Genomic DNA, 12,082 nt, shown 5'->3' on the forward strand with positions numbered 1-12,082 from the left:
CAGTCTTGACGCCCCGCGCATGGGCGTTCAAACCGCACTTATGACCGATCAGACCAAAATCGCCCTCATTACCGGGGCTTCTCGCGGGTTGGGTGCAGCTCTGGCCGAAGCGCTGGCTCCCGACTACCACATCGTCGCCGTTGCCCGCACCACAGGCGGGCTGGAAGAGCTGGACGATCGCATAAAAGCCAAAGGTGGTTCGGCTACACTGGCACCGATGGACATTGCCGATCCGAACGCCATGGCAACACTGTGCCGCGGAATTCACGATCGCTGGGGCAAAGTGGATCTTTGGTTGCATACGGCCGTTCACACCTCGGCTCTGACGCCCGCGCATTTCGTCGATCCCAAGGAGTGGACCAAGGCGATCAACACCAACGCGACCGCAACCTCCGTGCTGATCCCTTATATCGCTCCTCTATTGGGAGACTCCGGTCACGCCGTGTTCTTTGACGATCCCAAAGCGGGAGAGAAGTTCTATGGCATCTATGGCGCAACCAAGGCCGCACAGATGGCGCTGGCACGAAGCTGGGCAACCGAGACGGAACGTACCGGCCCGCGTGTGTCCATCGTCGAGCCGGCGCCGATGCCCACAGCTGTCAGGGCTCGGTTCCACCCCGGTGAGGATCGGGAGGCCTTGACCAGCCCGGATGATGAGGCAAAGCGCATTATTTCGACGTTGTGAATGGGGATGGCCCTGCGGGCCATGCCTCCGGCGGGGATATTTTTGGCCAGATGAAGCGGCGGATCAGGCGATGTGAACGCCGTTTCGGCCAGCCAGGTCGACAAAAAACTGCCAGGCCACCCGGCCCGAGCGCGCACCGCGTGTGGCCTGCCACTCGATAGCATCGGCGCGCAGGGTTTCCGCATCGACGCTGACGCCATAGGCCGAGCAATAGCGGTCGATCATCGCCAGGTATTCGTCCTGGTCGCAGGGATGGAAGCCCAGCCACAGACCGAAGCGGTCCGACAGCGAGACTTTCTCTTCTACCGCCTCGGACGGGTTGATGGCGCTGGAGCGTTCATTCTCGATCATGTCGCGCGGCATTAAATGGCGGCGGTTCGACGTGGCGTAGAAAACGACGTTTTCAGGCCGCCCTTCGATACCACCATCCAGCACTGCCTTGAGCGACTTGTAGTGCTGGTCGTCGTGGCTGAATGACAAGTCATCGCAGAACAGAATGAAACGGTGCGGGGCTTCGCGCAGGTGGTTCAGAAGCCGCGCGACCGAGGCCATGTCCTCGCGCTGTAACTCTACAAGCTTCAGGTCCGGATGATCAGCTTGCAACGCGCCGTGGACCGCCTTGACGAGGCTGGACTTTCCCATCCCGCGCGCGCCCCACAGCAGCGCGTTGTTGGCCTTGTATCCGGCCGCAAAGCGGCGCGTGTTATCGAGCAGGGTATCGCGCGAGCGGTTGATGCCCACCAGAAGGTCCAGATCGACCCGGTTGACAAGCGTGACCGGTTCCAGCCGATCCGGGTCGACATGCCATACAAACGCCGGCGCTGCGTTGAAATCCGGCGCAGCCAAAGGCGCGGGCGCCATGCGGTCCAGCGCATCGGCGATTCGGTTCAGGGCTTGATCGTCCATCGGCGTCTCCGGTCTTGTCTGGATGGGTTCAAACCATGTTCCATCCCGCGCAACAAGAGGCGGAAAAGAAAAAGGCGCACCACCAATTGGCGCGCCTGATCCAGTTTTTTCTACAAGTTACTTGCCGTTGTCGTGTTCCTGCACCATCTCTTCGTCCGTTTCGGCTTCGTCGTCATAGTAGCCGTCCGCCCGCAATTGTTCTTCGCGTTTCTTCTCGACACGTGCGACCAGGAAGATCGAGACTTCGTAGAGACCGTACACAACCGTGAACAAGATGATCTGAGTGATGACATCCGGGGGCGTCACGACCGCTGCCAGAACCAGAATACCGATCACAGCGTACTTGCGCACTTCGCCCAAGCCCTGGGCGCTGACCAGGCCCGCTTTTCCCATGAGCGTCAGAAGAACCGGCAGTTGGAAGCAAAGGCCAAAGGCCACGATGAACTTGATCGTCAGGTTCAGATACTCCTGAGCCGAACCCTGGAACACCACGCTCAGCGGTGCTGTTGAGGCTCCGTCCACGACGGCCTCACCTTCCGTTCCGAACTGTTGGAAACCGAGGAAGAAGTCGTAGGCCAGCGGCGTCACAACATAAAAGGCAAAGCTGGCGCCCAACAGGAACATGAAGGGCGAAGCCAGCATGAAAGGCAAGAACGCGTTCTTTTCCGAACGGTACAGACCCGGTGCAACAAACCGCCACATCTGCATTCCGATGTAGGGGAAGGCCAGTATGAAGCCACCCAGAAGTGAGACCTTGATGGCGACAAAGAAACCTTCCTGAGGCGAGATGAATATCAACCCGCAATCCTGCCCCCGTTCGGTCAGAACCTCACACAACGGGTTGGTCAGGAAATTAAAAATCGGCGTCGCGACCGAAAAGCAGATGATCATTCCGATCAGAAAAGCCACCACGCTGTGGATCAACCGCGTGCGCAGCTCCGTCAAATGCTCGATCAACGGGGCCGAGGAATCTTCTATTTCGTCGGTCTTCGTCATGTTTTGCCTTCACTGTTCAGCGCGGCTTCGGCTTCTTCGGCTTTGGCCAGCGCTTCAGCAGCTTCCCTGGCCTTGCGCTCGGCTGCGGCGCGTGCGGTCGAGGCCTGGATTTTCTTGGCCTGTTCGGCCCGCTCGGCTGCCAGTTTACCGGTTTCGCTGTCAGGATCGAACTTGGTCGGGTCCATGCTTTTGGCCATGTCCTGCGCTGCCTGCTTCACGCCATCCATCGCCGTGTTCACAGGATTGGTAGCCGCGTTGAGACCTTTCTTGATCTCGTTCACGCCGGCCTCGTCCGCTGCTTCGTTCATGGCATTGCTGAATTCGCGCGCCATACCACGCGCCTTGCCGACCCAGCGACCGACATTGCGGAACAGCACTGGCAGGTCCTTCGGGCCTACCACGATCAACGCAACGATGCCGATGACCAGAAGCTCGGTCCAGCCCAGATCAAACATGGCCGATTAGACCTTGTCTTTGTCAGACTCGGGCGTGACGTCCTTGGCCAGCTCGGACGCGTCCTGTTCGATCTCTTCCGAGCCGTCCTTGACGCCTTTTTTGAACGCAGTGATGCCTTTGCCCACTTCGCCCATCAGTGAGCTGATCTTGCCACGGCCAAACAGCACCAGAACCACAACGGCGATCAGCAGAAGACCGGGAAGGCCGATATTGTTGAGCATGTCTCTTCTCCTTGTACAACGACGCAGCGCGCCGAGAATTTGATCTGGGACCGTGTTTACGCCCGGATACGGTTTGCCAAAAGGGACCCAGATCAAATTGACACCGAAAATTGATGGGTCGGCGCATTTTAACAGGTCTCGCTTTTTTCAACTGACAGGTTTATGTCAGTTGCTAGCCACTATAACGACCCTGTCTCAACAAAACAGGAGCGTGACATGACACAAATCGCAGAAACCGTAACCTTCAAACTTGCCGCCGACGTAACTGAGGAGGATTTCGTGAACATCATGAAGGGCACAGAAGCCTTTGTTCGAAATGCTCAGGGCTTTGTCTTCCGGCGCCTCAGTTCAGGTGAGGACGGGCTTTGGACCGACACGGTCATCTGGGCGGACATGGACAGTGCACAGGCTGCCGCAACCGCATTCCCGAAGCAGGAATTCGCCCCCGCCGTGATGGCCGCAATCGCACCCGATACAGTAACCATGCGACACGATGCGATCCATTGGACCATAGGAGCGTCATGACAAACAGGATATCCCATGCGCCGCACTGACCGGCTGTTCGATGTTATCCAGATCCTGCGCGACGGCAAACTGCACCGCGCGCAGGACATCGCGGACCGGCTCGAGGTTTCGGTCCGCACGATCTATCGCGACATGGATACCCTGGTGGCGTCTGGTGTTCCGGTCGAAGGTGAACGCGGCGTGGGTTACATGGTGCGCGAGCAGATCACCCTGCCCCCACTGAACCTGACCCCTGCCGAGCTCGAAGCGCTGAACCTCGGCATGGCAATTGTGGCCGAGGCCGCCGATGCCGACCTCAAGGCCGCTGCCGAGTCGCTGGCCGAAAAAATCGACGCTGTGTTGCCGACGCAGGTCGTGGCCGAGGCCGATGCGTGGAAATTCGCCGTCTATCCCTTTGCCGACGCCGCGCGCGGGCTGGCCCACATGGCCCCAATCCGCGCGGCGATCAAATCCCGACAGAAGCTGCGCTTGTCCTACCGACGCATTGATGGCGTGCTGACAGATCGCGTCATTCGCCCATTACACATGGAATACTGGGGGCGCGTCTGGACCCTGACCGCCTGGTGCGAGCAGCGTGACGCCTTCCGCGTCTTCCGCATAGACCTGATCGAAACGGTCACTCCGCTGCCGGAACTTTTCACCGACGAACCCGGCAAACGTCTGAGCGACTACGACCCACACGCCTGATCCGCCCTTCATCTGGCCAAAAATATCCCCGCCGGAGGCATGGCCCGGAACGGGCCATTCCACCTCACTTCAGGTAGGGCTCAGGATCGACCGATTCGAACCCTTTGCGCACTTCGAAATGAACATAGGCGTTGTCGCCACCCCGCAGCGCAGCAATGTTCTGCCCCCGCCGCACCCGGGTACCCTTTTTGACCTTGATGTCGTCGACATTGGCATAGACGGTCAGCAGGTCATTATTGTGCTTGACCACGATGATCGGCACCTGATCCGCATCGGCGGTGATCGCTGCTACTGTTCCGGCCTCCGCTGCCTTGACCGGTGTTCCGGGTGCGGCTGCGATGTCGATGCCTTCGTTCTTGCCCTTGTCATAGGTGCGAATGATCCGCCCCGATACGGGGAAAGCCAAGGCCGATGTCCCGCTGTTGGTCGGCGCCTCTGCCGTCACGTCCGGCGCCTCAGCCGCCGGTTCGATCTTCTCATCCGGCAAGGGCTGGGTTGCACTCGGCGGCGTAGGAGTCGGAGATCCCTGCCCCGGTTCCGTCACGTTCGTGGCAGCCGCGGGCGTAGCTGCGCTGGCAGGTTTCGGTGCGGACTGGTTCTTGACCGGGATCAGCAAGTACTGATCTTCACGCACGGTGAAATCCGAGCCCAACCCATTCCATTCTGCAAGCGACTCGACCGAGACCTGATACAGGCGCGAGATTGTATAGGCAGTCTCGCCCCGCTTGACCTTGTGGCGGATCGGTTCGGGGCCCGAAGCGACCGGTGCCGGTGTCGGCGCTGCTGAAGGTTGCGCTGGCTGTAGCGTGGTCGTCTGGACCGAACCCGTATCCGGCGCTTCGTCGATCGCTGTTCCTGCGATTGTGGCAATATCCACGCTACCGGCGGCGGCGCCGACCGAACGTGGCAATGCCAGAACCTCTCCGTCGCGCAGCGAGTCATTGGGTTGCAACCCGTTGAACCGGGCCAGCTCGACCACAGGCAGGCCCACGCGGGCTGCAACGTCGCCGACAGTGTCACCTCGCCGTGCAACCACGACCTGATAATTCGGATAGGTGATCACCCCGCGCGCATCGGGCGCTGGTCGGCTTGCGGTAGCTGACTGAACGGCGTCTGTTGTGGAGAAGCCACCGACATTGCCGCGAAGATCATAATCAAACGGGCCTTCGCACCCCGCCAGAACCACAAGCGCGGCAACGGCTGTCATACAGCGGCGCATGGCTGAATTGGAAACTGCTCTCATTCTACTGTCCTCAACACCCGCCCCTGTTGTCCGGGGTTCTGGCGCATCCTGCAAATCCGTTTAAGCCCCATCCTTCCCGAGCCCCTCTAACAGAGGCACGAACCGAACAGGTAACAATTCGTCGTAGTCCAGACCTGTCTCGGTGCGCGTGACCCGGATCAGGGTCTGCACCGCATCGGACTGGCCTACAGGCAACACCATGATACCGCCGATTTTCAGCTGCGCCAAGAGCGGGCCCGGAGGATCTTCGGCAGCCGCCGTCACAATTATCCGATCGAACGGGGCCTGCTCGGGCAAGCCAAAGGACCCATCCGACAACATCGAGGTCACATTGGTCAATCCGAGGTCACGAAACAGCTGACTGGTTTCCTGCACCAGCCGTTTGTGGCGTTCCACCGTGTAAACCCGCCGCGCCAGCTTCGACAGGATCGCCGCCTGGTAGCCGGACCCGGTTCCGATTTCCAAAACGGTGTCCCGCGCCCGGACCTGCAACGCCTGGGTCATCAACCCCACGACCGACGGTTGGCTGATCGTTTGCCCGCAGGCAATCGGCAGCGGCGTATCCTCATAGGCGCGTTCTGCAAACAAGCCCCTGACGAAGAAGCCACGGTCGACCTGCTCCATCGCAGCCAACACGCGCGCATCCGTCACACCGCGCGACCGTAGTGCGAACAGGAACTGCATGGTTTTTTCTGGAGTCAGTCCCGTCATTCGATCATCTTCAATGCCTCAAGCGCATCATGCGCCGTCAGGTCGGCCCGCATCGGCGTGACCGAAATATAGCCTTCCAGATTGACCGCCGCATCGGTGCCCGGCGCGGTCGGATTGTGCTGATATCCGCCCTTGATCCATAAAAACCGCCGACCCGAGGGCGAGCTGTGCGGCTCGACCCCAAAATGGGTATCACGGCGATAACCCTGTGGCGCTACACGGGTCCCCAGCACCTCGTCCGCCGGGACAGGCGGGAAGTTGACATTGTAGAACAGGCGATAATCTACCTGCTCCTCCGGGGTTGCGTCCAGAATACGGCGTATCAGGTCAGCGCCAAACCGGGTTGCCGTCTCAAACGGGTCGTCCAAACCTAGGTTCCGAGGCCCGAAGTACTGCGACAGGGCGATGGCCGGCACGCCTTGCAATGCTGCTTCCATTGCGCCCCCCAAGGTGCCGGAATACAGCGCATTTTCGGCAGAATTGTTACCACGGTTCACGCCCGACAATACCAGATCCGGACGTGCGTCTTTCATCACGTCATGCAGCCCCGCCAGCACGCAATCGGCGGGTGAACCTTCGGCTGCAAACCGGCGCTCGCCCAGCTTTGCCAGCATCATTGGGTGCGTATAGCTGATGCAGTGACCGACGCCCGACTGTTCAAACGCCGGCGCCACGACCCAGACTTCACCACCCGGCCCCGCCAGATCCTTGGCGATCGCCTCGAGCGTGATCAGCCCCGGCGCATTGATACCGTCATCGTTTGTCAGAAGAATTCGCATGCCCGATCCACCCCTGCCTTTCGCCCTTGATAGACCCGCCCCCGCGTTGCGGCAAGCAAAGGGCGCACGCAATCTGAGGCATTCGCGCACCACTTAGCCAGAAACTGCGTTTACCGGGTGTCAGGTGGGGAAGACGAAACACTTGTCGCGGCGAATGGTCAGCCACATGACCCGGCCCGGTTTCGGCACGAAGACGTTGGGAACGGTCGCCCTCAGGATCGAACAATCATAATCCATCCGGAACTCGACAAGACTCTCGTTGCCCAGAAAACGTGCCCGTTCCACAACGCCGCGCGCTGCGACGCCGTCGGTGGCCGTCGGCGACGGCCCCTTGCCGTTGCGGTCAAAATCCAGCCGCACATGTTGTGGGCGAAAAACAATTTCGACATCCGTTCCATCCGGATATCCGGGCGCCAAAAACTGTCCAAACGGCGTCTGCGCAAGCGCGCCGTTAACTTGCGCAGGCAAAACATTGATATCACTAAAGAATGAAACCGCTGCCTTATCCACTGGTCGGGTGTAAACGTTATATGGCGCACCTTGCTGCACGATCTTGCCACGTCGCATCAGGGCAATCTCATCCGCCATGCGCATCGCCTCTTCTGGTTCATGTGTGACCAGCAGGACCGCGGCATCTTCTTCCTTGAGAATGGCCAACGTTTCGTCGCGAATTCCGTCACGCAAACGGTTATCGAGACCCGAGAACGGCTCGTCCATCAGCATGATCCGCGGTCGCGGAGCCAGCGCGCGGGCCAGCGCAACGCGCTGTTGTTCACCCCCCGACAATTGATGCGGAAATCCGTCGATGAACCGCATCAGGTCAACCTTGGTCAGCAGTTCCTCAACGCGGGCGCGTTTCTGGTCCTTGCCGCCTTTCAGACCGAAGGCGACGTTGTCAGCAACGCTCAGATGCGGGAACAGGGCGAAATCCTGAAACATCAAACCGATCTCGCGCCGTTCGGGCGGAACGCGAAAGACGGTGTCACAGACCAGTTTACCGTCGACGTAGATCTCGCCCGAGCTCTGCATCTCGACGCCGGCAATCATCCGCAATGTAGTGGACTTTCCGCAGCCCGAAGGCCCCAGCAGGCAGGTGACCTGCCCCGCCTGCACTGTCAGCGAGACATCATCCACAACGGCGCGCCCTTCGAATCGAGCGACAAGATTGCGAATTTCAAGCCGCGGAGGCGTTGCGTTGCCTGTCACCGATGGACCCCATTGCCTTACCCGATCAATTCCATCGGGCTTGGGCGGGGATAGCAACCCCGCCCGCTGGACGCAAGGCGTCAGCAGCAGTTGGCCGAGGCGACCTCACCCCGTTCCACAAACGGACTATCCCCGCCGCAGCCTTCGAAAATTCCGTAATGAGTCGAGAAATCACCGATGAAGTCGAAATGCCGGGCAAAACGCGTGTTTTGCAACATCATCCATGTGTTGCCACAAACAGGAAAGACTTTGCCCGTCCGGATGGCGTGATGATCGTCCAGAACAAACTCATGTGGTGCGTGTGGAATCGTACCCTTGTAGATCACCGCCTGACCATAGTCCTCGCAAGCTGGTTCCAACGCGGGCAACTTGAACAACCTGTAGGTGGCTGAAATGAAGTTCAGCGGTGCAACCCGCTGTTCCAGAACAGGGTTTTCAATGGTCAGCGAACGATGCGAGACCCTGCGCGGATCGCCAAACCCTGCGGCGCGTGCCATCGAAAGGAAATCGTTCCAATACAAGGCACCCGACAGGCACTCGCCATACAGCACTTCATCTTCCGCCATGGCGCGCGGTATGCGACGATCTGCATAGACGTCCGAGAAATACATCTCTCCGCCATCCTTCAGCAATCGATGCGCACCCTCCAGCACAGCGGCCTTATCTGTGGCGAGGTTGATCACGCAATTCGACACGATGATATCGAAGGAGCCGGGTTGCAGGTCCAACTCATCCAACTTTTCGATGTAGCCGTGGTGGAATTCGACATTGCTGGCCGAATGACCAAATACCTGCGCATGATAGTCCCGATGCCTGCGAGCAACGTCCAGTTGCTCGGGCGTCATGTCCACGCCCACGACGCGGCCGGTTTCACCGACCATGGCCGACAGCGCAAATACGTCCCGCCCCGCGCCGCAGCCCAGATCAAGGATGTGCATCCCCTCCAGATCCAGCGGAGCGATCAGACCGCAGCCATAGTAACGTGTCAACACATCATCATGAATTTGCGCCAGAATCTGCTTTACGTGATCCGGCATGTCATCCGGTGTACAGCAAGCGTTTGTCTGCAAGTCCGCGCTGCCCTGCAACACCTCGCCATAGTAGTTCTGCACAGCTTCATGCTTCATCGGCTTGTTCCCCTGTCCATTGTCACAACGCAACTAGCGCCGCCGCAATGCCAGAGCAATCCCGCGCAAACAAACCTGACGCAAGCGTGAGGAGTTTTGCTTGCTTCAGCCCACCAATTCGAAATCGACTCCGGCGCGCACGCGCCCGTTGACCTGAACCTCCAACCGGTGCGGGCCGGGTATCAACTTGAACGTAGTGGCATCACCTTTCAGCTTGTGGCGTTTGCTCAGCATCAGTGCGCCGTTCTTCAATGCGGTTTGTTTCAGTTTGTGCACTTTAGGTGAAATCTTTCCACCAGGGCGTTGAAAATGAACGATATAATCCACAAGCACAGGTTGCTCTCCGCTGCCCTTCAACGCGATGTCAAACACAAGTGCACCGCCGATCTTGGCCTCTCCATTCACCTGAATATCCGCCACCAGTTCGGCGTCCGGGTCATAGCCCAGCACCTTCATCGCGCCTGGATGGCCCGATTTCACCAGTCCCCGCAAGGCATGGGCGGTCATCCACTGAAGCTCATCATCGTTCTGGCGCCCAGCGTCCCGCCAGAGGTGCAACCGATCCAACACCACATCCGGGGCTTTCTTGGTTATGTCGTTCAGGTGATTTGCGACCGAACGGGTGACATATCGCGTGTCGTCGCCATTCAAACGGTCCAGCAACGGCAACGGATCTGTCAGGTCAAGCCCCACGGCCTGCCCCCAAGGCAACCGAGGGCGCGTTCCCTCGCTGACCAGACGTCGCACGTGATAGCTGGAGTGACCACACCAATCCTCCATCCGCTGCATGACCAGATCCGGATGGGTGTTCAGGAACGGACGGATCGCCCACTCCATCGAGAACCTCTGGGTCAGTTCTTCGAATACATCCAGCGCCAGCTCCGGATGGTTCAGGCCAACGGACACGACCCACTCGCCAAGCGGCGCAAAGATGAAATCACCGAAGTCGTCGTCGTTTTTGCTCGGGTCCAGCGGGGGCGGTAAAGCCTGCAGGATCACTGGAGCAACCACTGGCAGTTCGCCCGGAATAGCTTTCTGCAGGCAGTCGGCAATCCATGACATCCGCTCTTTCAGTTCCAGTGTCGGCAATCGCGACATCACGGCAGATTCAAAGGAGTGGCTATCAAAATCCGGCTCAATATTCGCGAACAAACCGCTGAGGTAGCAAGTTTTTTCCGCGTTGAACAACTGATCTTTCAGAGAGAACCCTTGCGCCATGTTCACATCGTCAGATTGGTTCCGCCGCCATCCAGCAGGATATTCTGCCCGACAATAAAGCCCGCATGTTGCGAACACAGAAAAGCGCAGGCCGCTCCGAATTCCTGTCGTGTGCCATAGCGGCGCGCGGGGATCGTGGCTTCGCGCTCCGCACGCGCTTCGTCCATAGAGATTCCCTTTTGGGCAGACACTCCGCTGTCCAAGGAAATCGCCCGGTCCGTTGCGTGGATTCCCGGCAATAGGTTGTTGATGGTGACACCGTGCGGCGCTACCTGCCGTGACGTTCCGGCGACATATCCGGTCAACCCGGTTCGCGCTGCGTTCGAAAGCCCCAGCACTGCGATTGGTGCACGGACGGACTGAGAGGTGATATTGACAACGCGACCCCAGCCTTTGTCCATCATTCCCGGCAACAGGGCTTTCATAAACGCAATCGGGGTCAGCATATTTGCATCCAGCGCCTTGATGAAATCCTCCCGCTCCCAATCCGACCACATTCCGGGTGGAGGTCCGCCGGCATTTGTCACAAGGATATCAACATCCTGCGCCGTATTTATGACCTTATCCTGACCCTCTGCCGTAGTCACGTCACAGGCCACCGTCTGCACATCAATATCGTATTCGGACCGCAGGCGCGCAGCCTCAGATTCCAATACTTCGGCGCCGCGCGCATTCATGACCAGATCAACACCTTCTTGGGCCAAGGCCTCGGCGCAACCCAGACCCAGACCTTTGCTGCTGGCACAAACCAACGCGCGTTTGCCGCGAATTCCCAGATCCATTCCGACCCTCCCTGTAAACACTGTGCCCACATCTAGCACCGGCGCATCCAAGAACGCCAGAATGGGTTCCATGGAAATGTCTGGCAATCAGTAGAAAAATTCCTCGCGCACGATCTTGCCGTCTGCGACGTGATAAACCCCCACTTCGCGCATGTCGAAACTCTCGCCGCTTTCCTTCATCGTACCCTGCACTTCGAAGATCACGGCGAACCGGTCGTCTCCGTGCATGAAAGGATCGCTGACCGTGCCTCCGGTAACTTCGGTGGAGTTTTCCCACCAGTCATGCTTGCCGCGGATTGCGTCCAGACCGTGCGCTTCGCGCCCCATGCCCTGCATATCCGCAGCTTCGACCGAGACGGCATCTGCTGCATATAGCTTGTCCAGATTGGCCTTGGCCCGGTTTTCACGGCAACCCGCCACCAACTCTTCGGCGATTTCTTTCAAATCCATTGATCCACTCCGAATTTTGTTCACTATATGTTCTTATTGCCACAGAGACGCGATTCGGAACAGCCCCTTTGTCTTGCCTCGGCTGGATTC

At 59.0% G+C, this 12,082-nt stretch carries 15 protein-coding genes; 3 read left to right on the forward strand and 12 right to left on the reverse strand.

Features of this window, described 5'->3' with window-relative positions:
• Positions 1-40: 40 nt before the first annotated feature.
• Entirely contained in the window at positions 41-685 is a 645-nt protein-coding gene (locus tag AC2TDJ_RS05835; protein ID WP_480840091.1) for an SDR family NAD(P)-dependent oxidoreductase, read from the forward strand.
• Positions 686-748: 63 nt separating this feature from the next.
• Here the strand turns inward: AC2TDJ_RS05835 and AC2TDJ_RS05840 are convergent, their stop codons facing one another.
• From AC2TDJ_RS05840 to AC2TDJ_RS05855, 4 genes are all read right to left on the reverse strand, one after another.
• Entirely contained in the window at positions 749-1,591 is an 843-nt protein-coding gene (locus AC2TDJ_RS05840) for an ATP-binding protein (protein ID WP_480840092.1), read from the reverse strand.
• Between the two features lie 117 nt (positions 1,592-1,708).
• Positions 1,709-2,587, reverse strand: a complete 879-nt coding sequence (gene tatC, locus AC2TDJ_RS05845; protein ID WP_480840094.1) for a twin-arginine translocase subunit TatC — start codon at positions 2,585-2,587, stop codon at positions 1,709-1,711.
• Positions 2,584-3,042: a Sec-independent protein translocase protein TatB gene (gene tatB / locus AC2TDJ_RS05850; RefSeq protein ID WP_480840096.1), complete on the reverse strand. Its 459-nt coding sequence runs from the start codon at positions 3,040-3,042 to the stop codon at positions 2,584-2,586. The genes tatC and tatB overlap by 4 nt, the downstream gene beginning before the upstream one ends.
• 6 nt (positions 3,043-3,048) lie before the next feature.
• Positions 3,049-3,264, reverse strand: coding sequence for a twin-arginine translocase TatA/TatE family subunit (locus AC2TDJ_RS05855; protein ID WP_480840097.1), 216 nt, complete (start codon positions 3,262-3,264; stop codon positions 3,049-3,051).
• 216 nt (positions 3,265-3,480) lie between these two features.
• Between AC2TDJ_RS05855 and AC2TDJ_RS05860 the strand changes: the two genes are divergently transcribed.
• Together AC2TDJ_RS05860 and AC2TDJ_RS05865 are read left to right on the forward strand one after the other, a co-directional pair.
• A complete protein-coding gene (locus AC2TDJ_RS05860; protein ID WP_480840099.1) occupies positions 3,481-3,789 on the forward strand; it encodes a hypothetical protein in 309 nt (102 codons plus the stop codon).
• 15 nt (positions 3,790-3,804) lie between these two features.
• Positions 3,805-4,476: a helix-turn-helix transcriptional regulator gene (locus AC2TDJ_RS05865; protein WP_480840101.1), complete on the forward strand. Its 672-nt coding sequence runs from the start codon at positions 3,805-3,807 to the stop codon at positions 4,474-4,476.
• Positions 4,477-4,540: 64 nt separating this feature from the next.
• Here AC2TDJ_RS05865 and AC2TDJ_RS05870 read toward each other — a convergent pair whose 3' ends face one another.
• The 8 genes from AC2TDJ_RS05870 to AC2TDJ_RS05905 all read right to left on the reverse strand — a co-directional run bounded on the left by AC2TDJ_RS05870 (position 4,541) and on the right by AC2TDJ_RS05905 (position 11,992).
• A complete protein-coding gene (locus AC2TDJ_RS05870; RefSeq protein ID WP_480840103.1) occupies positions 4,541-5,719 on the reverse strand; it encodes a peptidoglycan DD-metalloendopeptidase family protein in 1,179 nt (392 codons plus the stop codon).
• A gap of 60 nt (positions 5,720-5,779) precedes the next feature.
• Positions 5,780-6,430, reverse strand: coding sequence for a protein-L-isoaspartate(D-aspartate) O-methyltransferase (locus tag AC2TDJ_RS05875; protein ID WP_480840105.1), 651 nt, complete (start codon positions 6,428-6,430; stop codon positions 5,780-5,782).
• Positions 6,427-7,209, reverse strand: a complete 783-nt coding sequence (gene surE / locus AC2TDJ_RS05880; RefSeq protein WP_480840106.1) for a 5'/3'-nucleotidase SurE — start codon at positions 7,207-7,209, stop codon at positions 6,427-6,429. The genes AC2TDJ_RS05875 and surE overlap by 4 nt, the downstream gene beginning before the upstream one ends.
• 120 nt (positions 7,210-7,329) lie before the next feature.
• A complete protein-coding gene (locus tag AC2TDJ_RS05885) occupies positions 7,330-8,415 on the reverse strand; it encodes an ABC transporter ATP-binding protein (RefSeq protein WP_480840108.1) in 1,086 nt (361 codons plus the stop codon).
• Between the two features lie 80 nt (positions 8,416-8,495).
• Entirely contained in the window at positions 8,496-9,542 is a 1,047-nt protein-coding gene (locus tag AC2TDJ_RS05890; protein WP_480840110.1) for a methyltransferase domain-containing protein, read from the reverse strand.
• Positions 9,543-9,647: 105 nt separating this feature from the next.
• A complete protein-coding gene (locus AC2TDJ_RS05895; RefSeq protein ID WP_480840112.1) occupies positions 9,648-10,760 on the reverse strand; it encodes a hypothetical protein in 1,113 nt (370 codons plus the stop codon).
• Between the two features lie 2 nt (positions 10,761-10,762).
• Complete coding sequence (locus AC2TDJ_RS05900; protein ID WP_480840249.1) at positions 10,763-11,542, reverse strand: SDR family oxidoreductase; 780 nt, start codon at positions 11,540-11,542, stop codon at positions 10,763-10,765.
• 87 nt (positions 11,543-11,629) lie between these two features.
• Entirely contained in the window at positions 11,630-11,992 is a 363-nt protein-coding gene (locus tag AC2TDJ_RS05905; protein WP_480840113.1) for a SnoaL-like domain-containing protein, read from the reverse strand.
• Between the last annotated feature and the right edge of the window lie 90 nt (positions 11,993-12,082).

The sequence above is a fragment of the Ruegeria sp. HKCCD6647-2 genome (genome assembly GCF_057221075.1).

What these genes read in the sequence shown, in the direction of transcription:
- tatC (WP_480840094.1), bottom strand. Translation starts at nt 2,587, where the DNA reads ATGACGAAGACCGACGAAATAGAAGATTCCTCGGCCCCGTTGATCGAG.
- tatB (WP_480840096.1), bottom strand. Translation starts at nt 3,042, where the DNA reads ATGTTTGATCTGGGCTGGACCGAGCTTCTGGTCATCGGCATCGTTGCG.
- AC2TDJ_RS05875 (WP_480840105.1), bottom strand. Translation starts at nt 6,430, where the DNA reads ATGACGGGACTGACTCCAGAAAAAACCATGCAGTTCCTGTTCGCACTA.
- AC2TDJ_RS05860 (WP_480840099.1), top strand. Translation starts at nt 3,481, where the DNA reads ATGACACAAATCGCAGAAACCGTAACCTTCAAACTTGCCGCCGACGTA.
- AC2TDJ_RS05895 (WP_480840112.1), bottom strand. Translation starts at nt 10,760, where the DNA reads ATGGCGCAAGGGTTCTCTCTGAAAGATCAGTTGTTCAACGCGGAAAAA.
- AC2TDJ_RS05840 (WP_480840092.1), bottom strand. Translation starts at nt 1,591, where the DNA reads ATGGACGATCAAGCCCTGAACCGAATCGCCGATGCGCTGGACCGCATG.
- AC2TDJ_RS05865 (WP_480840101.1), top strand. Translation starts at nt 3,805, where the DNA reads ATGCGCCGCACTGACCGGCTGTTCGATGTTATCCAGATCCTGCGCGAC.
- AC2TDJ_RS05905 (WP_480840113.1), bottom strand. Translation starts at nt 11,992, where the DNA reads ATGGATTTGAAAGAAATCGCCGAAGAGTTGGTGGCGGGTTGCCGTGAA.
- AC2TDJ_RS05890 (WP_480840110.1), bottom strand. Translation starts at nt 9,542, where the DNA reads ATGAAGCATGAAGCTGTGCAGAACTACTATGGCGAGGTGTTGCAGGGC.
- AC2TDJ_RS05835 (WP_480840091.1), top strand. Translation starts at nt 41, where the DNA reads ATGACCGATCAGACCAAAATCGCCCTCATTACCGGGGCTTCTCGCGGG.
- AC2TDJ_RS05870 (WP_480840103.1), bottom strand. Translation starts at nt 5,719, where the DNA reads ATGAGAGCAGTTTCCAATTCAGCCATGCGCCGCTGTATGACAGCCGTT.
- AC2TDJ_RS05900 (WP_480840249.1), bottom strand. Translation starts at nt 11,542, where the DNA reads ATGGATCTGGGAATTCGCGGCAAACGCGCGTTGGTTTGTGCCAGCAGC.
- AC2TDJ_RS05855 (WP_480840097.1), bottom strand. Translation starts at nt 3,264, where the DNA reads ATGCTCAACAATATCGGCCTTCCCGGTCTTCTGCTGATCGCCGTTGTG.
- surE (WP_480840106.1), bottom strand. Translation starts at nt 7,209, where the DNA reads ATGCGAATTCTTCTGACAAACGATGACGGTATCAATGCGCCGGGGCTG.